Annotated in this window: 16 protein-coding genes; 5 read left to right on the top strand and 11 right to left on the bottom strand. The window is 66.2% G+C overall.

The window, feature by feature from the left end; all coding sequences use genetic code 11:
• The first annotated feature begins 110 nt into the window (after positions 1-110).
• Positions 111-3,353 (top strand): Rne/Rng family ribonuclease, encoded by a 3,243-nt coding sequence (locus AB839_RS01285; RefSeq protein WP_061478006.1) that lies wholly within the window; start codon positions 111-113, stop codon positions 3,351-3,353.
• Positions 3,354-3,520: 167 nt separating this feature from the next.
• Here the strand turns inward: AB839_RS01285 and AB839_RS01290 are convergent, their stop codons facing one another.
• The 10 genes from AB839_RS01290 to AB839_RS01335 form a co-directional block, all read right to left on the bottom strand.
• Positions 3,521-4,405: an endonuclease/exonuclease/phosphatase family protein gene (locus AB839_RS01290; RefSeq protein WP_061478007.1), complete on the bottom strand. Its 885-nt coding sequence runs from the start codon at positions 4,403-4,405 to the stop codon at positions 3,521-3,523.
• Positions 4,406-4,407: 2 nt separating this feature from the next.
• Positions 4,408-7,575 carry a discoidin domain-containing protein gene (locus AB839_RS01295; RefSeq protein WP_061478008.1) on the bottom strand — a complete coding sequence of 1,056 codons (3,168 nt, stop codon included), beginning with the start codon at positions 7,573-7,575 and terminating at the stop codon, positions 4,408-4,410.
• A complete protein-coding gene (locus AB839_RS01300; RefSeq protein WP_005417620.1) occupies positions 7,572-8,408 on the bottom strand; it encodes a carbohydrate ABC transporter permease in 837 nt (278 codons plus the stop codon). Before AB839_RS01300 ends, AB839_RS01295 begins: the two co-directional genes overlap by 4 nt.
• Positions 8,405-9,286 carry a sugar ABC transporter permease gene (locus AB839_RS01305; RefSeq protein WP_005410323.1) on the bottom strand — a complete coding sequence of 294 codons (882 nt, stop codon included), beginning with the start codon at positions 9,284-9,286 and terminating at the stop codon, positions 8,405-8,407. The genes AB839_RS01300 and AB839_RS01305 overlap by 4 nt, the downstream gene beginning before the upstream one ends.
• Entirely contained in the window at positions 9,283-10,623 is a 1,341-nt protein-coding gene (locus AB839_RS01310) for a sugar ABC transporter substrate-binding protein (protein ID WP_061478009.1), read from the bottom strand. Before AB839_RS01310 ends, AB839_RS01305 begins: the two co-directional genes overlap by 4 nt.
• A gap of 4 nt (positions 10,624-10,627) precedes the next feature.
• Entirely contained in the window at positions 10,628-12,232 is a 1,605-nt protein-coding gene (locus AB839_RS01315; protein WP_061478010.1) for a glucoamylase family protein, read from the bottom strand.
• 251 nt (positions 12,233-12,483) lie between these two features.
• Positions 12,484-15,540, bottom strand: a complete 3,057-nt coding sequence (locus AB839_RS01320; RefSeq protein WP_061478011.1) for a TonB-dependent receptor — start codon at positions 15,538-15,540, stop codon at positions 12,484-12,486.
• A gap of 78 nt (positions 15,541-15,618) precedes the next feature.
• Entirely contained in the window at positions 15,619-16,656 is a 1,038-nt protein-coding gene (locus tag AB839_RS01325) for a LacI family DNA-binding transcriptional regulator (protein ID WP_005417630.1), read from the bottom strand.
• 148 nt (positions 16,657-16,804) lie between these two features.
• The gene (locus AB839_RS01330) at positions 16,805-17,080 is read right to left on the bottom strand and encodes a BolA family protein (protein WP_005417632.1); all 276 of its coding nucleotides are present in this window, start codon (positions 17,078-17,080) and stop codon (positions 16,805-16,807) included.
• A complete protein-coding gene (locus AB839_RS01335) occupies positions 17,077-17,376 on the bottom strand; it encodes a YciI family protein (protein ID WP_005417634.1) in 300 nt (99 codons plus the stop codon). The genes AB839_RS01330 and AB839_RS01335 overlap by 4 nt, the downstream gene beginning before the upstream one ends.
• Positions 17,377-17,750: 374 nt before the next feature.
• On the opposite strand from AB839_RS01335, the gene AB839_RS01340 reads away from it, so the two are divergent.
• The 4 genes from AB839_RS01340 to AB839_RS21825 all read left to right on the top strand — a co-directional run bounded on the left by AB839_RS01340 (position 17,751) and on the right by AB839_RS21825 (position 21,609).
• A complete protein-coding gene (locus AB839_RS01340; protein ID WP_005417635.1) occupies positions 17,751-18,656 on the top strand; it encodes a ScpA family protein in 906 nt (301 codons plus the stop codon).
• Between the two features lie 13 nt (positions 18,657-18,669).
• Positions 18,670-19,545, top strand: a complete 876-nt coding sequence (gene scpB, locus AB839_RS01345) for an SMC-Scp complex subunit ScpB (RefSeq protein ID WP_061478012.1) — start codon at positions 18,670-18,672, stop codon at positions 19,543-19,545.
• Positions 19,538-21,157 (top strand): pseudouridine synthase, encoded by a 1,620-nt coding sequence (locus AB839_RS01350; RefSeq protein ID WP_061478013.1) that lies wholly within the window; start codon positions 19,538-19,540, stop codon positions 21,155-21,157. Before scpB ends, AB839_RS01350 begins: the two co-directional genes overlap by 8 nt.
• Before the next feature lie 209 nt (positions 21,158-21,366).
• Positions 21,367-21,609 carry a hypothetical protein gene (locus AB839_RS21825; protein ID WP_005417638.1) on the top strand — a complete coding sequence of 81 codons (243 nt, stop codon included), beginning with the start codon at positions 21,367-21,369 and terminating at the stop codon, positions 21,607-21,609.
• Between the two features lie 86 nt (positions 21,610-21,695).
• Here AB839_RS21825 and AB839_RS01360 read toward each other — a convergent pair whose 3' ends face one another.
• The gene (locus tag AB839_RS01360) at positions 21,696-22,130 is read right to left on the bottom strand and encodes a hypothetical protein (protein ID WP_061478014.1); all 435 of its coding nucleotides are present in this window, start codon (positions 22,128-22,130) and stop codon (positions 21,696-21,698) included.
• Between the last annotated feature and the right edge of the window lie 66 nt (positions 22,131-22,196).

A 22,196-nucleotide genomic window follows, 5' to 3' on the forward strand; every position in this document is an offset into this window, starting at 1 on the left:
CTGGAAACCCAAGCCGCCCTCCCCGCGCTTGCGCGAATGGGCGGCGAGCCGTGTCCAGAGGCGAAACCCCATGGCGTTCCGCGCGGTAGCCGCTTGCGAGGAACGCAACAATGAAGCGAATGCTGATCAACGCCACGCAGGCTGAAGAGCTGCGTGTTGCCATCGTGGATGGCCAGTCGTTGTATGACATCGACATCGAACAGCCGTCGAAGGAACAGAAGAAGTCCAACATCTACAAGGGCCGGATCTTCCGCATCGAGCCCTCGCTGGAAGCCGCCTTCGTCGAGTACGGCGGTGGCCGCCATGGCTTCCTGCCGCTGAAGGAAATCTCCCGCGACTACTTCCAGGCCGGTGTCGACCACAACAAGGCCGGCATCCGCGAGCTGCTGAAGGAAGGCCAGGAGATCGTTGTCCAGGTCGACAAGGAAGAGCGTGGCAACAAGGGCGCCGCCCTGACCACGTTCATCTCGCTGGCCGGCCGCTACATGGTGCTGATGCCGAACTCGCCCAGCGCCGGCGGCGTGTCCCGCCGCATCGAGGGCGAAGACCGTGCCGCGCTGAAGGAGGCCCTGGACAAGCTGAACATTCCCGACGACATGGGAGTGATCATCCGCACCGCCGGCGTCGGTCGCGATGCGGAAGAGCTGCAGTGGGACCTGGACTACCTGCTCAACGTCTGGCGCGCCATCGCCGAAGCCGCACTGAGCAAGCCGGCCCCGTTCCTGATCTACCAGGAATCGCGCCTGATCGTGCGCGCCCTGCGTGACTACCTGCGCGCCGACATCGGCGAGATCCTGGTGGACACCGAGGAGATGTACGAGCACGCCCGCGAGTTCATGCAGCAGGTGATGCCGCAGACCCTGCGCAAGCTCAAGCACTACAAGGACGACATCCCGCTGTTCAACCGCTTCCAGATCGAGTCGCAGATCGAAGGTGCCTACGAGCGCAACGTGCGCCTGCCGTCGGGTGGCTCGATCGTGGTCGACCAGACCGAAGCACTGACCGCAGTCGACGTGAACTCCTCGCGCGCCACCAAGGGCAGCGACATCGAGGACACCGCGTTCCAGACCAACCTGGAAGCGGCCGAGGAAGTGGCCCGCCAGCTGCGCCTGCGCGACCTGGGCGGCCTGGTGGTGATCGACTTCATCGACATGGCCTCCAACAAGCACCAGCGCGAGGTCGAGAATCGCCTGGCCAACGCGCTGAAGTACGACCGTGCCCGCGTGCAGGTCGGCCGCATCTCGCGCTTCGGCCTGCTGGAAATGAGCCGCCAGCGCCTGCGCCCGAGCCTGGGCGAATCCAGCCAGATCGTCTGCCCGCGTTGCGACGGCCACGGCCGCATGCGCAGCGTCGAGTCGCTGTCGCTGTCGATCATCCGCGTCGCCGAAGAGCACGCGATGAAGGAGAACACCGGGCAGGTGCTGGTCCAGGCGCCGGTGGAGATCGCCAACTACCTGTTGAACGAGAAGCGCAGCGCCCTGCGCGAGATCGAGCAGCGCCACGAAGCGCCGATCGTGATCGTCGCCGACGAGCAGCTGCACACCCCGCACTATGCGGTCACCCGCCTGCGTGAGAACGAGCTCGGTGAAGAGAGCAGCAAGCCCAGCTACCAGCGCGGCACCCCGCGCAAGCTGCCGGTGCACGCCCTGACCAAGGGCCAGCTGAACATCCCGCCGCCGGCAGTGACCCAGGTCAAGCACACCTCTCCCGCCCCGGTGCGCGAGGAAGCGGCTCCGGCTGCAGCCGCTCCGGCTCCGGTCGTGGCAGCGCCCGTGGCGCCGGCTTCGAGCGGCGGCGTGATCGGTTGGCTCAAGCGCGTGTTCGGTGGCGAGCCGGCGCCGGCCCCGGCTCCGGCCGCCCCGGCTCCGCGCCAGCAGCAGGACGGTGGTCGCAAGGACCGCAACAAGGATCGCAACAAGGATCGCAAGGACCGTCGCGACGAAAACCGTGGCAACGGTGGCAACGGCAACGCGCAGCAGCAGAAGGATGGCGGCAACCGCAAGGACCGTTCTGAGCAGCGCAACAAGGACGGCCGCAACGGCAACAACGGCAATGCCCAGCAGCAGCCGCAGCAGGGCAGGCAGAAAGAGCCGCAGCAGAAGGATGGCCAGCAGCAGCCGCAGCAGCAGAACAAGCCGCGCAACGAGCAGCAGGGCCAGGGCCAGAACCAGCCGAAGCTGAAGCAGCCCAAGCAGCCGCGCCAGCAGCAGGACGGTGACAAGTCGGCCGAGAAGCCGCAGCGCAACGTCGCCGAAGCCCCGGTTGAAGGTGTGACCGCGGCAGCAGCTGTGGCCGCCAACGCCGTCGCCGCCAACGTGGTGACCGCGCAGGAAGCCACTGCACCGGTCGCCCCGGTTGCCCCGGTGGCCGCCGCTCCGGTGGACGCAGTACCGGTCGAGACCGCTGCCGGCGAGGCCGAGGTGGTTGCGGTTGCCGGTGAAGAGACTGCAGCCGACGCCCATGGCGAGCAGGCTGGCGAAGGTGCAACCCGCCGCCGTCGCGGCCGTCGTGGCGGCCGTCGTCGTCGTCGCGGTGGCGCCGAGAACGCTGCCGGTGGTGACGGCCTGGGCGATGACCAGGACGAGGGTGACGAGGGTGATGACGCCGAGGGCGTCGAGCCGAACGTCGACAGTGCCGCCCCGGCCACTCCGGTCGCCGCCGCACAGCCGACCCGTGCGCAGCCGGAATTCGATTTCGATGACGAAGCCGAACCGGTTGCTGTCGAAGCCGAGAAGCCGGTCCGTACTGCCGCCGCTGCTGTCGCCGCACCGGTGGCGGTGGTGAGCAGCGCCGTGGTCGAGACTGCCGCACCGATCACCGCCGAAGTGCCGGCGGCGGTTGAAGCCGCAGCCAAGGCAGAGCCGGTGTCCTCGCCGGTGCAGACCAGCATGCTCGATGCCATCGACGCAGCAACCCCGGCGCAACCGGTGGCTGTTGCCGCACCGGCGGTCGAAGCAAAGCCGGTCGCGGTGGAAGCAGCCCCGGTGGCTGAAGTCGCTCAGGGGATCGAAGCGAAGCCGGCGGCGGTCGAGGCTGCACCGGTGGCTGAAGCCAAGCCGGCCGCTACCGAAACCGCTCCGGTGGTAGAAGCCAAGCCGGAGATCGTTGACGCTGCTCCGGTGGTTGAAGCCAAGCCGGTCGTCGAGACCGCGCCGGTGGCCGAACAGCCGGTCGCTCCGGTGGCAGTTGAAGCTGCACCGGTGGAAGCTGCGGCCCCGGTCGCCGATGCAGTGGTGACACCGTCGATCGATCCGGTCGCCGATGGCCACGCCGATGCGGCAGCCCAGGCGGCCGAAGCCAAGGCCGACGAAGAAGACGAAGAAGGCGCCAAGCGCACGCCGCCGGCGAACTGATCGCGCTTTGATCGCGTGAAAAAACGGCGGGGATCGATGATCCCCGCCGTTTCTGTTTTTGCGCCGGGCGCGTGCAGCGCTCTGGTAGAGGCCAACCCTGGTCGGCGCCGTTGTTGGAGCGAACGCGGACACGTCCGTGCCAACCAAGGGTGGCACCTACCAGGACATCAGTGCGCCGGAGCGAATTGCAGGCGGGTCCACACGCCATAATGGTCCGAGGCCCAGCGACCGCTGTCATCGGGCTGGTCGAACAGGAGCTTGGCCTCACGTGCGACCATCGCGTCCTGCTGGAAGAAGATGTGGTCGATCCGCGAGGCCACCGGGTAGTAGTGCCTGTTCAGCGTACTGGCCCTGGCCAGGTCGGTGTTGACGTGCACGCTGCCGTAGCTGTCACCGTAATGGCTGCGCAGCTCGCTCAGGTCACTGGCATCGACCAGCGCGTTGAAGTCGCCCGCGATCACCACCGGTGCGCCGGCCGAGGTGCTGGCGATGAAGCGCTGCAGGTCCTCGACCTGGGTGCGACGGATGCGCTGGCCATTTTCGTCGCTGCGCTCGTTGAAGTGGGTGGCATAGACGTTGACCGCCTTGCCGTCCACATCGATGCGCAGATGGGCGACCGTCCGGTAGTCGTCCAGCGGCTGTAGCAGGTGCTCCCCCTGGGCGAGGATCGGCCGCCGGGTCAGCAGCGCATTGCCGTAACGTTTCGGCGCACCCACCGGATCGGTGGACACGAATACGTACTTGTAGCCGAGTTGGCTGGCCAGCCACTGCGCCTGGTTGCGCACGTTGCGGCGCTGGATCACCTCCTGCAGGGCAACCGCATCCGGCTGCAGGCGCTTGAGCTCGGCCAGGATGGTGCGGCGGCGGCTCGGCCAGTCCTCGCGGTCGTGATGCAGGTTGAAGGTCACCATGCTCATGCCTGGTGCGCTGGCGATGTCAGCCGCTGTCGCGGCGGTTGGCACGGCTGCCATCACGGCACCCGGCAATGCCAATGCAATGGCCAGTCCCAAGGCACGCACGGCCGTGCGCACCCTTCCCCCCTGCTGCTTCATCGTTACTGCCCCTTGCGTTCGGCGCGGCGCACCGCGCCCGGTACATCGATCTCGACCCGCGCCGGCAGCTGGTGCACGTGCAGTTCCCTGTCGGTCCATTCGGCCGCTTCGCCGTTGATGGTCGCCTCGCCCGGATCACCGGCGTACGGCCACGGCAAGACTACGCCACCGACCGGTGGCACCAGGCCCGGCTGCACCTCCAGCACCAGCTGCTTGTCGCTGCGCTGCAGGCGGTAGTTGAGCTGGCCCTGCGGCGTGCGCAGGCCCTGCACAGCGATGCCCTCGCCCTGCAGCCAGGCGGTCGGAATGCCGGCGGCCAACACCAGCGCATCGTCCATGTCACGGCTGTAGGCGAACATGTCCAGGGCCGAGCGCACGAAGTCCGAGGCGACCCAGGCATGCGGCAGGTCACCGACGAAGAACGGCTTGCGCGGCGTGCGCGAGACCACTTCGGCCCACTGGTTCCAGGCCTGCGGCGCACGGTCCTTGAAGAAGAACTCAGTCGCCTGCCAGGCGCGATCGCGCCAGCCAAGGCGGACGAAGGCGGCCACGTTGCGCCACTCGTAGGGCGTGTAGTCCTTCCACTCGCGCTTGCCGTCCCGACGGGCCACGAATTCCTTCCAGTAGCGCTCGAAAGTGGCATCGAGCGCCTGCTGCGGAAGGCGCCCCTGTTCACCGCCCGGAGCCAGCGCAATGGTTGTCGAGGTCGCATCGAAATCGCCCAGCTCGGCCGAGCCCGGCAGGTAATCGATGTTGTGCTGCTGCATCGCCGACAGCAGCGAGGCCTGCAGGTCATCACGGAACTGGTCACGCGATTCGGCAATCTGCATGGCTTCGACCTTGCCCAGCTGGGCCGCCAGCGATGCCGCATCCTTGTAGCCGCGCAACGCCCAGAAATTGTCCCAATACGAATGCATCGGCTTGGCCGAATAGCCTTCGTGGCTGATCGAGGCCGGCATCATCCCGTAGAAGGCCGGGTTGCGCGCACGGTTCTCTTCGGTACGCTCGCTGGCACGCAGCTGCTCCATGTAGCTGTAAGCGCCCTGCACGTGCGGCCACATCAGCTCGGCAAAGGTGCTGTCGCGGGTGTAACGCCCGTACTCGGCGATGCTGTAGATCAGTTCGCCGTGGCTGTCATTCTCCGGCACCGGGTCGCTGCCGCGCGCATCGACACAGCACGGCACCTTGCCGTTCTCGAACTGGAACGGCGCATACCAGTTGATGTAGTCACGTACCGCGTCGCTGCGCCCCATGCGCAGAAGGCCTTCGGAAATCATCGCGCCATCGCGGATCCAGCTGCGTGCGTACGAGCGCGTGCCCGGCTGCAGGCGCGGGCCGACCCGCGAGATCAGCATGTGCGCCACGGCGGTGCGCAGGGTATCGACCAGTGCCTGGCCCGCAGCCGGTACCTGCAACGAGACCACCCCCAGCTTCTGCCGCCACTGCTCTGCGACCTGTGCCTGCGCCTTGGCCACATCCAGCGCCTGCGGCGCCCAGCCTCCGGTCTGTGGCAACACCACCGCCACTTCTCGGCTCTGGCCAGGCTCCAGCTTGATCGTATACAGCAGCGCACCGGACGCCATGCCGGTGCTGTCCTTCACCGCCGTGCTGGCCGGGTATTTCCCGGAGGCCAGATGCATCGCGTCGAGCTTGCCATCGAACGTGCTGGCAAAGCGCGCATCCGGCACCTGCAACGGATAGATGCGCGGCTCACCGTTGATGCGCACCAGCTGTTCGCCCACATCCAGCGCATCGATGCGACTGAAGCCGCCGACGGTATTGAGGAACTGGGTCGGCGGGTTCACCTGCCACGGCCGGATCGCCAGCGCCAGGGTGTACTCGTGCGCCACCTTGTCCGGATTGCTCAACCGGTAGCGGCCGATCAGCTGCGCGCGCTCCGGCGTGCCCTGCACGAAGCTGGTTACCGCCAGGCCGGCCTTCTCATGCACCCAGTCGACATTGGCGATGGGCAGGTAGCGATCCTGCAGCGACTGGGTGATGGCCACCGTCGACCAGTCCAGCAACTTGCCGTCCACGCGGATGAACGGCTCGATGCTGAAACTGCCCTTGGCCGGTTCCAGCGCACCGTCCTCGCTGATCAGTGCCTGCTCCTGGCCGCCATCGAGGCCGAGCAGGGTCCAGTACGGCTGTTCGCCCACATATGCACGCGGCAGCAAGCCGCGCGGCAGGTCGGCCGCCACCGAGGACAGGAATGCGTTCGGCGTGGCCGCGAACGCCAGCGGCTTGAGCGTGATGTCACGGATGCCATAGCGCCAGTTCGGGCCATCGTGCAGATCGAAGCGCACGTAGCGCGCGTCGGTATCCGGCAGCGCCAGCCAGTCGCGGCCGCCCGCACCGCCGATCACCTCGCGCACGGTGCGCCAGTCCCGGCCATCCTCGGACGTCCGCACGGTGTAGCGATTGGCTTCCAGGTTCGGCAGCCAGTCAATCACCGCACCGCCGATCTCGCGGCTCTTGTGCAGGTCCAGGCTGATGGTCTGCTGCTTGACCCCGCCACTGATCCAGAACGTATCGCTCTTTCCGTCAATCATCCGGTCCTGCAGCGCGGTGGCGGTGTCGGCGATCACCGATGGCACCAGCGCCGAATCATCCTGCGGCGGCAGGCCCTGCAGGGTCAGCTTGTCGAAGCACACCGTGCCGCGGCCGCCGACCTTGCTGTAGATCGTGAACTCGACCGCAGCGCTGCGCGCCATCTCCTTCTCCGGCGATGGCCCCCATGCCTTGTCGATCTGGCGACGGCGGTATTCGACCGGCGTCCACGCCTTGGGGAAGCTGTAGCCCGGACGGTTGACCCACCAGACATTATCGCCGCTGGCATCGATCAGCTTGAACTGCAGGTCGTTGCCCGGCGAATCTCCCCGCAGCTGGAAGCCGAAGCGGTAGTTGGCCGGGTACTCGATACCCAGCGCGCGGCGGATGCCGACGTAGCCCGACACCTTGTGGAAATCGTAGTCCAGGCACAGCGCGCGGCCGCCACCGGCACCGCTCACCGGCCGCAGCGAACCGCTGACCTGGTCGGACAGCACCAGATTCCAGGCGCCGATGTCGTCGAAATCGTCCAGTACCTTCGGCGCCGGCAGTGCCGGTGGTGCGGCGATCGCCAGGGAAGTCCACAACAGGCCCAGTCCAACGGCGATCGCTCGCTTCATCCCTTGACGCTCCCCAGCAACAGACCTTGGATGTAGTACCGCTGCAGCACCAGGAACAGTGCCAGCACCGGAACCACGGTGACCACCGCGCCAGCCATCATCATTTCCACGTCCATGATGTGCTCGCGCGAGAGGGTGGCCAGCGCCACTGGCAAAGTGTAGTGCTCCTGGTCGGTCAACACGATCAGCGGCCACATGAAATCGTTCCATGCCCCCATGAAGGTGAAGATCGCCAGGGTCACCAGTACCGGCTTGAGCATCGGCAGCACGATCTGGAAGAAGATGCGCAGCTCCCCCGCGCCGTCGATGCGCGCCGCTTCAAGCAGCTCGTCCGGGATCGAACGCGCGTACTGGCGCACCAGGAAGATGCCGAACACGCTGGCCAGCGCTGGCACGATCACGCCGCCAAAGCTGTTGACCAGGCCCAGCTGCTTCATCAGCAGGAACAGCGGCAGCATCGCCACCTGCGCCGGAATCACCAGCGCGGCCATCAGCACCTGGAACAGGCGTTCGCGGCCAACGAAGTTGAGCTTGGCGAAGGCGTAGCCGGCCATGGTGTTGAGCAGCAGCGAACCCAGCGTGATAGCCAGCGACACCAGCAGGCTGTTGGCGAAGTTGCCGCCCATGCCAGTGCGCGCGAACAGCTCGTGGTAGTTGTGCGTGGTGATGCTCGAAGGCAGCAGTGGCGGCGGGAAATGACTGGCCTCGCCCTGCGGCATGAACGAGACCGAGAGCATCCACAGCAGCGGTGCAAGGCTGACCAGGGCCAGCACCAGCAACGCACCATTGATCATCCACGGATACCAGCGCGACTGGCCGATTTCACGACTCATACCAACTGCCTCTTGCGGCCGAAACGCAGCATCACGGTGGTCACCGCCAGGATGATCAGGAACAGCAGGAACGCCACCGCGGAGGCGCGCCCCAGGTTCCACCACTTGAAGCCTTCCTCGAACATGAAATACAGCACGCTGACGGTGCTCTGCAGCGGATCGCCGCGGGTCATGACATACGGCTCGGCGAACAGCTGGAAATAGCCGGACACGGTGATCACGCCGACCACCAGCAGTACCGGGCCGAGCATCGGCAGGGTGATGTGCAGGAACTGCTTCCAGCGCGAAGCGCCGTCGATGCGCGCGGCTTCGTACAGGTCATGCGGGATCGCCTGCAGGCCGGCGAGGAAGATCACCATGTTGTAGCCGAAGTTCTTCCACACCGCGAACAGCATGATGGTCGGCATCGCCCAGTTGGGATCACCCAGCCAGTCGATCGGACTGATGCCCAGATGACCCAGCCCGTAGTTCACCAGTCCATAGCTGGTATGGAACAGGTAGCGCCAGATCACCGCCACCGCCACCAGCGTGGTCACCACCGGCGCGAACAGTGCCGTACGGAACAGGGCCTTGAAGCGTGCGGCCGGTGCGTTGAGCAGCATGGCCGCGCCCAGCGACACACCGATCGACAACGGTACGCCGATCAGCACGAAGTAGGTGGTATTCCACAGCGACTTCCAGAACATCGGCGTCTGCAGCAGGTCGATGTAGTTGCCCAGGCCGACGAAGCGCAGGTTGCTGCTGTCGGCCAGTGCATAGAGGTCGAAGTCGGTCACGCTCAGCGCCAGCGCCGAGGCGACCGGCAGGCCGAAGAACACGCCCAGCACGATCAGCGAGGGGCCGGCGAAGATCCAGCCGGCCAGCGAAGTACGTTTCATTGCGCGCTCCCGGCGGCCACTGCGCTGCTCGATTGCGGCGACGGCGCGCGCTCCTGCAGGCGTTGTTGTTCATGCATCCAGCGGCGCTTGGCCAGCACCTTGTCCACGCGCTGGTCCAGTTCGGCCACGGCCTTGTCCTGCGGCAGGCCACCGCGCACCACCTTCTCGGTGACAATGCGCATTTCCTGCACGATGCGCTCCCATTCGAGCACCTTCGGCGTCGGCTTGACCCGCTCCAGCTGATCGCGGAACGCGGCGGCCAGCGGGTCGTTGGCCAGCGACGGCGCGTTCCAGGCGCTGCGGCGTGGCGGCAGGTCGCCGATGATCGAATGGAAGCGTGCCTGGATCTGCGGGCGCGACAGGAATTCGATCAGCTTCCAGGACGCCTCCTTCTGCTGCGACTTGCGGAAGATCACCAGGCTGGTGCCACCGGCGATGCCCGCGCCCGGACCGTCGGGCCCCGGCAGCGCAGCGGTGCCCCACTGTCCTTCCAGTTCCTTCGGCTGCAGTTTCTTGAACTCGCGGATGTTCCAGGGGCCGGAGATGTAGAACACGTTGAAGCCGCGGAAGAATTCATCCCAGACGTTGGAGATCTGCGTCTCGGACATCTTCGGCGCCCAGCCCTGCTCGAACATGTTGGCGTAGAAGGACAGCGTGCGGCGGAATCCCGGGCTGGCGAAATTGCCACGGGTATCGTCGTCGCGCAGCAGCGGGTCGGGCTGCTGCAGGGCCAGCGACAGCTGCTGCTCGAACTCGTTGATCGGCATCAGCACCGCGTAGCGGTTCGGACCCTGCATGCGCTTGATCGCCGCCATCTGCTCGTCCCACTCGGCCCAGGTACGCGGCGGGTGGTCGTAGCCGGCCTTGGCCAGCAGGTCCTTGCGGTAGTAGATCAGGCGCGTATCGACGTACCACGGCACGCCGACCAGCTCGCCGTGGATCACGTTGGTATCCCAGATGCCCTGGAAGTAATCTTTCGGATCGACCACAGTGGAGCGCTGCACGAACGGCTGCAGCGGGGTCAATGCATCGAGTTCGGCGAACTCCGGCACCCAGGTGTTGCCGAGCTGGCACACGTCCGGCAGGCCATCGGCGGCGAACGCGGTCAGCAGCTTTTCGTGCGCGGCGGTCCACGGGATGTTCTGCACATCCACCTTGATGCCGGGATTCTCGGCCTCGAACTCGTGGATCAGCTCGCTGACCACCTCGGCTTCGCGGCCCATCGCCCAGAAGCGCACGGTGGTGGTGCCCGGTTCGGTGCGGGCGCAGCCGGCCACGGCCAGGGCGGCCAGGGCAGGCAGCGCCCAGCGGCGCAGGCGGTCGATCCAGTTCGGCATCGGGTTACTTGCCCTGGCCTGTGGTGCGGTTGGCATTGTTCTTCTGTTCCTGCGCGGCAGCCGCGCGTGATTCGGCGATACCCACCGCGCGTGCTGCCGCGGCCTTTTCGTCCTTCTGCAGTTCCAGCGGCTGGAACGACCCTTCCGGCGCCAGCCAGCCACCGCTGAATCCGGCCCGCTCCAGGCCCTTGCGGATGTACGGATTCTTCTTCATCACTTCCCAGACGAAGTCGTTGCGGTAGTTGGCGATCATGGTCAGGATCGGCCCCTGGTCGATGGCGATGTAGTCGCTGGCGACCCAGCCGCGATCCGGCACCAGGCGACCGGTCTTGATCGGGATGTCGTAGTTGAAGCTGGGATTGAACGAATCCAGGAAGCCGTAGCTGGAATAGATGTAGTCGCCGTAGCGTTTGTGCATTTCCAGCGTCGCCGGGATCACCTGCTCGGGCGCGAACACCACCGAGGCGATTGCCGCAGTCGGGGCAATGGTGCCGTCATCGAAGTTCTCGCGCAGGCCGGCGCCGCGCGAGGAGTAGTGGCGGAACTGGCGCTGTTCGCCGCGGTACTCCTGCGTGGTGTTCTGCGGGCCATCGCTGGCGGTCAGGCCCCACACGTTCTCGCCATAGTCCTTCCACTGCATCGGGTTGGCGATGGCGTACTCGCGCTGGGCCAGCGCGGCCGAGCGGCTGTTGAGGAAATAGGTGCTGCCGCGCTCGCGCATGTACGCGTCCTGGATATCGCGGAAATCGATCCAGACGTGGCTGTACTGGTGGCCGAACAGCGGGCCGAAGGACAGGTATTCCTGGCCCTGGTAGACACCCCAGTCGTTGTCATAGGTGCGCGTCCACACCGTCCACGCGTCCGGGCTGACCGGGTGCGTGGGCGAGCCCAGGGCGAGGATGTAGACCATCATCGCCTCGTTGTAGCCCATCCAGTCGTGGTCGATGAAGCCGCTCTCCGGGAACCAGCCCATCGAGATCAGCGGTGCACGCTGCTGCAACCACGGCCAGTCGACCTTCTTGTACAAGGTATCGGCGATCTGGCGGATTTCCTTTTCGCGCGGATCGTCACCGTCGTAGTACGACTGCGCGAACAGCACGCCCATCATCAGCAGTGCGGTATCCACCGAGGACAGTTCGACCCAGCTGTCGTAGCGACGGCCTTCCTGCATGTCCAGGAAGTGATAGTAGAAACCCTTGTAGCCCGCCTTGCCGGTGCGCTGCGGGCCCATCGGCACGTCGCGGAAGAACTTCAGCGTGGTCAGGGTCCGGTCGATCGCCTGGTTGCGGCTGACCCAACCGTTCTCGATGCCGATCGGATACGCGGTCAGCGCGAAACCCACCGACGCGATGCTGGCGAATGGCCGCGACGGATAGCGATCCGGGGTCAGACCATTGATCTCGTTGGTGGTGTCCCAGAAGAACTGGAAGGTGCGGCGCTCGATGTCATCGAACAGCGGCGGCAACTCCGGCTTCATCGGCCGCGGCGGTGCATCGGCCTCGATCAGGATCACCGGCGGGCGCGGCTTGGCAGGTTCCTGCTGGGCCGGCTGGCAGGCGGCCACCGCCAAGCACAGCATTGCGGCGGACAACAGATGGCGTGCCTGCATGGCGCGGTTCCTCCGGTGGTCTGATCGATGGGAAAGCATACCGTCCAATGATCTGAAATCGTTTACAAGATGCGCTCTTAAAAAACCACGAAAAACGTGGTTTGACACCGCGATCATTGCCCACGCCGCTGCCCCCCCTGCCCGGCAGCGGCGTGGGCAATGGACCGGCACGGGGGCGGCCATTGCCGTTCTCACACAATCGATGCCGCCGGCGGACCGGCGGCATCGGATACAGCAGCAGGCGGCGCCGCTTAGAAGCGGAAGCCCACCTCGGCCTTCACCTGGCGCGGAGTGCCGATGATGTCGCCGGTCTCGTTGTAGCTGGCCTGCAGCTTGCCGTTGGTCTTGACGTAGTTGTAGGTGGAGAAGTTGTCGAAGTTGAACACGTTGATGATGTCCAGACGGGCGTACAGCTCGGTGTTGCCCGCCAGCTTGAACGTCTTCGTCGCCTGCAGGTCGACCGAACGGTAGCCGAAGATCTTGCCACCCACCAGGAACTTGCCGGTTGCGTTGGGCACGGCCGCCTGCGGGGTCGGCAGGGTGTAGCCGCTGGCCTGCATCACCGGGTACCAGTCGTTGACGGCGGTCGGGGTGGCCAGGGTGATCTTGCCGCCGAAGGTGATGCCCCAGAAGCCCGCGTACGAACCGGTCACCACCAGGCGGTGGCGCGGTGCGCCGTTGGAGCGGATGGTCGGGTAGTCACCGATCAGGCCGCGATCGAACGCATACTTCTCGTTGATGTCGCGGTTATGGCGCGCGGTGGTCCAGGTGTAGGCGATCGAGGTGCCCCAGCCGCTTTCCTTGGTGAACGGCTTCTGTGCCGACAACAGGACCTGGGTGGCACGGGTCTTGATGCCCTGCTGGCCGATGATCAGGCTGCCGAAGCCCGGCACGTTGCAGCTCCAGGCCTGGCTCAGGCCCGGGGAGGTGCCACCACACAGGCGCGGATCATCGAAGAACTGGCCGGTCGGGTAGCGGTTGCCCAGGGTGAAGGCGAAGCCGTCGTAGCTCAGGGTGCGAGCAATGGTGGCGTCGGTCAGCCAGTCGCCGATCTGGTTGCTCATGCCCAGGCTGAACTGATCCGAGTACGGCGCCTTCAGCTTGTTGTTCAGCAGGTCCACTTCCAGGCCGGCATTGCTGGTCGCGCCGACCAGGGCCTGCAGGTTGCCGATCCCGTTGAGCAGGTTCGGGTTCCAGTCATAGCAGGCGGCCTGGCCGTTGATGCAGGCGCCGGTGGCCGGATTGCGGAAGTAGATGGTCGGCTGCGGCAGGGCCAGCTTGGTGGTTTCCAGCTGCAGGTTGTCGAACAGGTCACGGTCGTAGGAACGGCCGGCACCACCGTGGATCACGTGCTGCTCGTCGGCGTTGATGTCATACGAGAAGCCCAGGCGCGGCTGCCAGGCGTCCTTGAACGCCTTGCGGTTGTGGCCGTTGCTGATGTAGTCGCTGATGTCCAGGCCACCCAGTGCCAGCGAATCGGCATAGGTCTGGCCAGCGGGGGCGCGCGGATCCTGCGAATAGATGGCGTCGACCACCTGCTGCGGGGTCACGAAGTCCAGGTAGGACGGGGTCTTTTCGTAGTCCCAGCGCAGGCCGATGTTCAGCTGCAGGTGGTCATTGACCTGCCAGTCGTCCTGGATGAACACGCCGTACTGCTTGGACTTCGAACGCACTTCACCGGACACGCCGGTCACGCCGGTCACCGGCTTGACGAACTGCGCCTTGTACGGAATGGAATCGGGGAAGTCCGGATCGCCCAGCGAGTAGGTGAAGGTCGGATTGATCTGCGCCGCATCGGATGCGTACAGATCGATCGCCTTGTACTTCACGCCCATCTTGATGGTGTGGTCACCGGCCCACTGGATGCCATCCAGGGTCAGGTTGTCTTCGATCGACCAGCCCTTCTGGCCCTTCACCTGCGAATCCAGTGCCGAGGCGCCACCGATCTTCACGATGGTGCGGTCTTCGGGGCCGTCCGGTGCGGTGTAGGTGATGCCGTTGGCCAGCGTCAGCGGGGTCGGGTTGTTGAACGAGTCTTCGTGGGTGACCATCAACTCGTTGTAGTAGCGCTCACCACTGTGGTTCCAGCGCAGGGCATAACGACGGTCGGTGTTGACCACTTCACGGCCGGCTTCCGGCGAGGTCTGGCCACTGAACTGCGACTGGGTTTCGTCGCGGTCCTGGAAGGTCAGCTCGATGCGGTCGTTGTCGGTCGGCTCGAAGTCGATCTTGCCGAAGATCAGATCCTGCTGGAACGGCTGGCTGGCCGGGCCGAGGCCGGCGGCACCGGCCGGCGGCAGCAGGCCGGCAGCGCCGGTGACCGCGCCATCCGGCGCGATGGTGACCGGCAGGTCGAAGCGCTTGGCTTCGTAGGTCACGAAGAAGTGCGCCTTGTCCTGGATGATCGGGCCGCCCAGGGCGAAGCCGTATTCCTTCTCGGCCGAGACCATCTTCTCCTTGCCGCCCTGGCGCTCGGCCGGGGTCTTGGCACGCATGTCTTCATCGGTGTAGCGGTAGAACGCCTCACCCTTGAACTCATTGGTACCGGACTTGGTCGCAGCCGTCACTGCGGCGCTCGACACCTGGCCATACTCGGCCTTGTAGTTGCCGCTGATGACCTTGTATTCGCCGATGGCCAGCTGCGGGAACGGGTTACCGGCGCTGCCGGACTGGCCGGCCACGCCGCCACCCTTGACGTAGCTCTTCTGGCCCACGCCGTCGATGTAGACGTTGGTGCCATCTGCATTGGTGGCGCCGCCGCGCAGCGAGGTGTTGCCCTTGGCATCGCGGGTGAAGATCAGGCCCGGCACCGCGTCGGCGAACTCCAGGAAGTTGCGCGACACCTGCGGGGTGGTCTGGATCTGCTGCAGGCTGACGGTCTTGCCGACTTCGGAGGTACGCACTTCCTGCAGCAGGGTCGGCGCGACAACGTTGACGGTGTCCAGATTGGTGGCCGCGGTCGAACCCGGGGTGCTGCTGGCGGCACCGGCGAAGTTCAGCGTCGCGGTCGACGCCACGGTGACGGTGACCTTCTGGGTCTGGCCGTTGGCGACCACGTTGTACGTGCCCGGATCCAGGCCCATCAGCGAGTAACTGCCGTCGGCGCGGATGGTGCCACGGCGGACGGTACCGGTGGCCACGTTGGTGGCGGTCACTTCGGTGCCGGCCTGGGCACCGGCAACCTGGCCGCGCAGGCTGGCGTTGGCCGACTGCGCCATGACGTTCGGGGCGGCAGCCAGCATCAGGCAGCTGACCAGAGCGGTGCTCAGCAGCCGGCGCGCCGGCATGCGGAAGGTGGTATGCATCATCAACTCAATCTCCGGGTGGCGGTAACCGCTTGCGCGGTCCCTGCGATCAGTCAAAAAAAAGAAGAAACGCCTCTGGCTTCAACGGCCGGATGGCGGAGTGGTGGAATCGCGAACAATCAAGCGGGGAACCAGGGTCTGCTTGTCCCCTGCCCCATCCGTGGAGGTGCCGTCCATCAACTGCATCAGACGCGTCATGGCCCGGTCGCCGAGCTCGGCGATGCTGACCTGCATGGTGGTCAGCGACGGGTGGACGAAACGCGCCAGTGGAATGTCATCGAAACCCGCCAGGGCCACATCGGCCGGCACACGGACCCCTGCCTGCGTGAACGCATACAGGCAGCCCAGGGCCATCATGTCGTTGGCGGCGAATACGGCATCGGGCAGCGCTCCGGCTGCCAGCAACTCCTGACCGGCACGATGGCCGGAAGCTTCGTCGAAATCACCGGGCAACTCGATGCCTTCGGCGCCACCGCCAGAAGCCGCCAGCGCGTCACGGAAGCCGCGCAGGCGCTCGCGCGCGTCGAAGTTGAGGTCCGGACCAGAAATGAAGGCAATGCGGCGGTGGCCGGCATCCAGCAGGTGGCGGGTCATCGCCATCGCGCCGGCGTGGTCGTCGATGCTCAGCACCGGGTGGTCCTGCCCGGGCAGATAGGTGTTGATCAACACCGTCGGCAACGACTGCGGCAGGTTGTCGGTCAGGAAGCCCGGACTCTCGGCATAGGGCGAAAGCACCAGCAGGCCGTCGACGCGGCCGCGCATGGCACGCAGGGCGGCGCCCTGCTGTTCCTGGTCACCGTGGTAGCTGGACACCAGCAGGTGCTGGCGGCGGTTGCGGGCCACCCCGTCAATGCCGCGCATCAGCTCGGAAAAGAATTCGCCGTACAGGTCAGGCAGCACCACGCCCACCGTATTGGTGCGGCGGCTGCTCAGGCTGCGGGCGGCGGCGTGCGGGGTGTAACGCAGCCGTGCGGCCACCTCCAGCACAAGCTGGCGGACCGGTTCGGCGACATTTTCATGCCCGTTGAGCGCGCGGGAAACCGTGGCCACGGAGACCCGGGCTTCGCGTGCGACGTCTTTGATTGTGATAGCTGCCTTGTTCACGAAGCCGCCCTCCACGGCTTGGACCTACCAGCATTGGCGCGGAATGTAAGCGTTTCCATCCAGGCTTGTAAACAGTCCGTTAGGCGAATGTCCCGAAATGGACATGAAAATCTGTCCGTGGCCAGGCCCGCAGGGACCGGCCAGGACAGTGCGGGACAAGGACTCAGCCCTGTTCTGACGGGGTCTGTGCGCGGATGGACAGCGCGTGGATATCGGTCTCCATCATCGACCCCAGCGCGGCATAGACCGCGCGGTGCCGGGCAAGCGGCCCCAGCCCGGCGAAGCGCTCACTGACCACATGCACGTTGAAATGGCCGCGCCCGTCGCGCGCACCGGCATGGCCGGCGTGACGATGGCTGTCGTCCTCGATCTCCAGCACGCTCGGTGCCAGCGCCTGCTGCAGCGCATCACGGATCCGCTCGATCCGCTCCGCGTTCACGGCAGCACCTTGCGGAACGGCCGGACCTGCACGCGGGTGTAGACGCCTGCAGCCACGTACGGGTCGGCATCGGCCCAGGCCTGGGCCTGCGGCAGCGACTCGAACTGCGCGATCACCACCGAACCGCTGAAACCGGCCGGGCCCGGGTCTTCACTGTCCACCGCCGGGCACGGCCCGGCCAGCAGCAGGCGTCCCGCGTCGCGCAGCGCATGCAGCCGCGCCAGATGCTCCGGCCGCGCCTGCAGCCGCTGCGCCAGCACATCCTGGCCGTCATACCCTTCGATCACATACCACACCGGCATTTCCTCGCTTGCGTTGTCGGGTCCGCCGATTCTAGCCAATGCAGCCCCTGCCCCGGTCCGGCTGGACACTGGCGCAGCAAAGGCTTACCCTAGGCTCCATTGCACGTGGCTGGATGCAGCAGCCCGTCGGTTTCTGCGGCCACGCAGCCCCCGGCGACAGATCCGCTGCTTCAAACCGGACCACCTGGCCGGGCCACGTAGACGACCTCCCCGTAGTTCTGTCGCTGCCGTTTACTGCGGCGCGTCCTGCTGTTTGATATGTGTGGAATCGCGCCGATCCCGGCGTGTCTGGTGCCCTGGGGCTCCGTGGCGTTGGCCCGGCGAACCCGGTGCCGCGACTGGTCCGTTGCAATCCTGATGTCCATTAGATGACTTCCGAACTCGCGCTCGACGCGAACCCGCCAACCCGGCCGCCAGCCCCCCAGCAGCAGGAAATGCCGCTGGCCGTGGTGCATGGGCAACCGGTCCTGCAGATCCCGCAGGACCTGTACATCCCGCCGGACGCGCTGGAAGTCATCCTGGACGCCTTCGAAGGCCCGCTGGACCTGCTGCTGTACCTGATCCGCCGCCAGAACCTGGATGTGCTGGACATTCCCGTGGCCGAAATCACCCGGCAGTACGTGGAATACATCACCGTGATGCGCGAGCTGCGCTTCGAGCTGGCGGCCGAGTACCTGGTGATGGCCGCGATCCTGGCCGAGGTGAAGTCGCGGATGCTGCTGCCGCGCCCGGTCAGCGAGGAAGGCGATGAGGCCGACCCGCGCGCCGAGCTGGTGCGCCGGCTGCAGGAGTACGAACGTTTCAAGCAGGCCGCCGAGGACATCGACGCCCTGCCCCGCCAGGACCGCGACACCACGGTGGCGCATGCCTTCATGCCCGAGCGCGCCACGGTGAAGCTGCCGCCGCCGGTGGACCTGAAGGAAATGCTGCTGGCCCTGCACGACGTACTCAAGCGCGCCGAGCTGTTCAGCGGCCACGCCATCAAGCGCGAAGCACTGAGCGTGCGGCAACGCATGGGCGAAGTACTGGGACGCCTTGAAGACGGCAAGTTCTATCGTTTTGAAGGGCTGTTCACCGCCGAAGAAGGCAAGCTGGGCGTGCTGGTCACGTTCCTGGCGGTGCTGGAACTGGCCAAGGAACAGTTGCTGGACATCGTCCAGGAAGAACCGCTGGCGCCGATCTACGTGAAGTCGCTGGCCGCTGGAAACACCAACGCGCCGCTGCAGTTCAGCAGCGAGTTCGACGACAACGACGCCGCCAATGCCAACGAGTGAGCGCTGACTGCCGATGGATCAATCGCTGATCGACCGCATTGTCGAGGGTGCCCTGCTGGCCTCCAGCCAGCCACTCACCCTGGCCCAGCTGAAGGACCTGTTCCCGGAAGAGGAACCGGCACCGCCGGGCAGCATCGAACGTGCGCTGGAGCGCCTGCGCGAGGCCTGCGAAGGTCGTGGCGTGGAACTGGTCGAGGTCGCCTCCGGCTTCCGCTACCAGGTCACCAGCGAAGTACATGGCTGGATCAGCCGACTGTGGACCGAACGCAAGACCCGCTACACCCGTGCCACCCTGGAAACCCTGGCGCTGATCGCCTACCGGCAGCCGATCACCCGCGGCGAGATCGAGCAGGTGCGCGGCGTGGCGGTCAGCAGCAATATCATCCAGGCGCTGGAAGAACGCGAATGGATCCGCGTGGTCGGCCACCGCGACGTGCCCGGCAAGCCGGCGCTGTTCGGCACCACCAAGGGCTTCCTGGACTACTTCGGGCTGAAGCGGCTGGACGAACTGCCGCCGCTGTCGGAACTGAAGGACCTGGGTGAGCTGGAACCGCAGCTGGCCCTGGACCGTGATGCACCGGCCGTGGCCGGTGCCGAGGGTCCGGACATCTCGGTCGGCGCCGATGGCGTTGCCGCGAACGATGACGCCGGCCTGGCCGGCAGTGACACCCCCGATTCCGCCAATGCAGCCCCTGCATCGGCCTCCGATGAGCAAGCACCTTCGCCCCTCGATGATGGGCACCCCGATTCCGCGCCGGGCGAGCGCGCGGTGCCAGTGAACGAACGCGAAGACAACGCCGTCGCGATGACGACCGTGGCTGTTGACCAAGCCGATTCCGAACCAGAGGCCGACCTCGAAACCGTCGGCCGGAGCAAAACTGATGAGTGACACCCCCCGTAACAAGCTCTCGCTGAAGCGCGAAGCCACCTCCGAACAGTTCAAGCTGGAAGAGCGCCTGCACAAGGTGCTGGCCCAGGCCGGCCTCGGCTCGCGCCGCGCGCTGGAACAGCGCATCGCCGAAGGCCTGGTCAAGGTCAACGGTGAAGTCGCGCAGACCGGCATGTCGGTCAAGAGCGGCGACAGGATCGAACTGGATGGCCGTGGCTTCGTCGCCACTGCCCTGGCCGAGCCGTCGCGCGTGCTGGTCTACAACAAGCCGGAAGGCCAGGTGACCACCCGCGAAGATCCCGAAGGCCGCCCGACCGTGTTCGAGTCGCTGCCGCCGCTGAAGGGCGCGCGCTGGATCGCCATCGGCCGCCTGGACATCAACACCACCGGCCTGCTGCTGGCCACCACCGACGGTGAGCTGGCCAACGCCATGATGCACCCGTCGTTCGAGGTCGAGCGCGAGTACGTGGTGCGCGTGCGTGCACCGGAAGGCGAGGAAAAGGTCTCCGACGCCATCGTCGACCGCCTCAGCCGTGGCGTCGCACTGGAAGACGGTCCGGCCAAGTTTGATGAGATCGAACGCATCGGCGGCACCGATTCCCACGACTGGTTCCGCGTCGTGGTGAAGGAAGGCCGCAACCGCGAAGTGCGCCGCCTGTGGGAATCGCAGGGCTGCCAGGTCAGCCGCCTGAAGCGCACCCGCTATGGCAAGGTGAGCCTGCCGCGCGAACTGGCCCGTGGCCATTCGGTGGAACTGGGCACCGCTCAGGTGGAAGCGCTGCGCGCCCAGCTGAAGCTGGAAGAAGGCGCACCGTCGGCACTGACGCTGCAGCCGGTGATCGGCCAGCGCCGCGCCGCCAAGACCACCGTGCGCGTGCGCGAAGGTGGCCGTGGCAATGCCTATGTCAATGGCCACAACACCGCTGACGAAGGTCGCGAGCTGCGCCGTTTCGACAACGTCCGCGAAGACCGCGGCCGTGGTCGCGGCGGCAAGGGTGGCGGCTTCAAGGGCGGCCTGACGGTCAGCGGTGAAGCAGCGGCCAAGCAGTCGCAGAAGCCGTTCAAGCAGCGCGCGCCGAAGAATGACCGTTCGCTGCCGGAAGGCAACCCGGCCGCGTTCCGTACCTGGTACGTGCCGGACGGCGTGAGCACTGGTCCGAGCGGGCACCGCAATGCCGGCCCGGGCGCACGTGGCCCGGGTGCCCGTGGACCGGGCGCGGGCGGCCAGGGCCGTCCGTACGGCAAGCCGAAGGGCCCGGGCGCCGCCGGCGGCCAGGGCCGTGGCGGTTTCGGTGGTGAAGGCCGTGGCGGCGCAGGCGGCCAGGGTCGTCCGGCCGGTGCCGGCAACCGCTCGCAGGGCCAGGGCAACAAGCACCCGTACGGTCATCCGGGCAACGCCCCGAGCTTCCCGTCCGACCATGCAACCCCGGGTTTCAACCCGTATGGCAGCCCGAAGCCGGCACAGGGCGCCCGTCCGGGCGGTCGCGGCCCGGGCGGTGGCAACCGTGGCCCCGGAGGTAACCGCGGCCCCGGCGGTCCGGGTGGCAACCGTGGTCCCGGCGGCAACCGCGGCCCGGGCGGCCCGCGCCGTAGCGGCCCACGCGGCGGCTGATCACAGGCCACGCTGAAATGAGAAACCCCGGCCCAGGCCGGGGTTTTTCTTTGTCTGGTGGGTCGATCCGTTGGCAGATCCACGCCATGCGCGGATGAAAAGCGTGAGCTAGGAATTCTTTGAAAACGTGCAATTAGTGCCATAGGTCGACGCGAGCAACGCGATGAACGCCTATCGTGAACCCTCATCCGCAACATGAGGCATTGACGATGGCGTGGTACACCGAAGCAGCGCACCTGCAGGCAGAGAAGGTCACACAGGTATGGACTGACACGCATGGCCCGGCCGAGAAGGTCCAGGCGTCAGGCATCTATCGGTGCAAGGGCTGCAAGCGTGAAGTGACGTGCAACAAGAACGATCCATTCCCGCCCCAATCCCATCACCAGCACGCGCCCCACGAGGGCGACATCCGCTGGAAGCTGATCGTGCGCACCAACACCGACGGCATCTGATACAAAAAGGGGACGGAGGGGATTAAGTCGCTTTTGCCTCAAAGGGGCGAAAGCGACTTAATCCCCTCCGTCCCCTTTTTTTGGGATCAGCGGCGGCTGATGGTGAAGGCGGCGCCGTCCACGCCCAGGTCCCAGCCCTTGCCGGTACCGGACAGGGCCAGCGAGATGTCACCCTTGGTCATCACCTGCGCGTTGCTGGACTTCACGGCACCCGCATGCGCGCCAACCGAGGCGTAGGTGCCCAGTAGTTCGTTGACGCTGACGGCGCCAGTGAAGCTGCCACGACCATTGGTGATCTTCGACTTGCCCACGGTCAGGCCGCCGCCCTTCACTTCGATACGTACCGGCATGCTGGCGCCATTGCTGCAGGTGACGGTGCCGTTGCCGGAGGCGGTCTTGTAGATCAGCGACCAGCCGGACAGGTTGTAGCGCAGCTGGCAATCGAGATTGCCGGCAGCGTGCGCAGCCGGGGCCAGCGTTGCAGCAGACAGGGCCAGCAGCACGGCGAAAGGCTTGTTCATGGCAGGACTTCCAGTTCGGTCGGACTGACGGCGAATCTAGCAGCGCGCGCGTGCACGTTGGATGCA

It is taken from the genome of Stenotrophomonas sp. DDT-1, from assembly GCF_001580555.1.
Lineage (GTDB): Bacteria > Pseudomonadota > Gammaproteobacteria > Xanthomonadales > Xanthomonadaceae > Stenotrophomonas > Stenotrophomonas sepilia.

Bases quoted from the DNA above. Each gene is read 5' to 3' on its own strand.
- AB839_RS01285 (WP_061478006.1), top strand. From the start codon at position 111: ATGAAGCGAATGCTGATCAACGCCACGCAGGCTGAAGAGCTGCGTGTT.
- AB839_RS01290 (WP_061478007.1), bottom strand. From the start codon at position 4,405: ATGAAGCAGCAGGGGGGAAGGGTGCGCACGGCCGTGCGTGCCTTGGGA.
- AB839_RS01295 (WP_061478008.1), bottom strand. From the start codon at position 7,575: ATGAAGCGAGCGATCGCCGTTGGACTGGGCCTGTTGTGGACTTCCCTG.
- AB839_RS01300 (WP_005417620.1), bottom strand. From the start codon at position 8,408: ATGAGTCGTGAAATCGGCCAGTCGCGCTGGTATCCGTGGATGATCAAT.
- AB839_RS01305 (WP_005410323.1), bottom strand. From the start codon at position 9,286: ATGAAACGTACTTCGCTGGCCGGCTGGATCTTCGCCGGCCCCTCGCTG.
- AB839_RS01310 (WP_061478009.1), bottom strand. From the start codon at position 10,623: ATGCCGAACTGGATCGACCGCCTGCGCCGCTGGGCGCTGCCTGCCCTG.
- AB839_RS01315 (WP_061478010.1), bottom strand. From the start codon at position 12,232: ATGCAGGCACGCCATCTGTTGTCCGCCGCAATGCTGTGCTTGGCGGTG.
- AB839_RS01320 (WP_061478011.1), bottom strand. From the start codon at position 15,540: ATGATGCATACCACCTTCCGCATGCCGGCGCGCCGGCTGCTGAGCACC.
- AB839_RS01340 (WP_005417635.1), top strand. From the start codon at position 17,751: ATGACTTCCGAACTCGCGCTCGACGCGAACCCGCCAACCCGGCCGCCA.
- scpB (WP_061478012.1), top strand. From the start codon at position 18,670: ATGGATCAATCGCTGATCGACCGCATTGTCGAGGGTGCCCTGCTGGCC.
- AB839_RS01350 (WP_061478013.1), top strand. From the start codon at position 19,538: ATGAGTGACACCCCCCGTAACAAGCTCTCGCTGAAGCGCGAAGCCACC.
- AB839_RS21825 (WP_005417638.1), top strand. From the start codon at position 21,367: ATGGCGTGGTACACCGAAGCAGCGCACCTGCAGGCAGAGAAGGTCACA.
- AB839_RS01360 (WP_061478014.1), bottom strand. From the start codon at position 22,130: ATGAACAAGCCTTTCGCCGTGCTGCTGGCCCTGTCTGCTGCAACGCTG.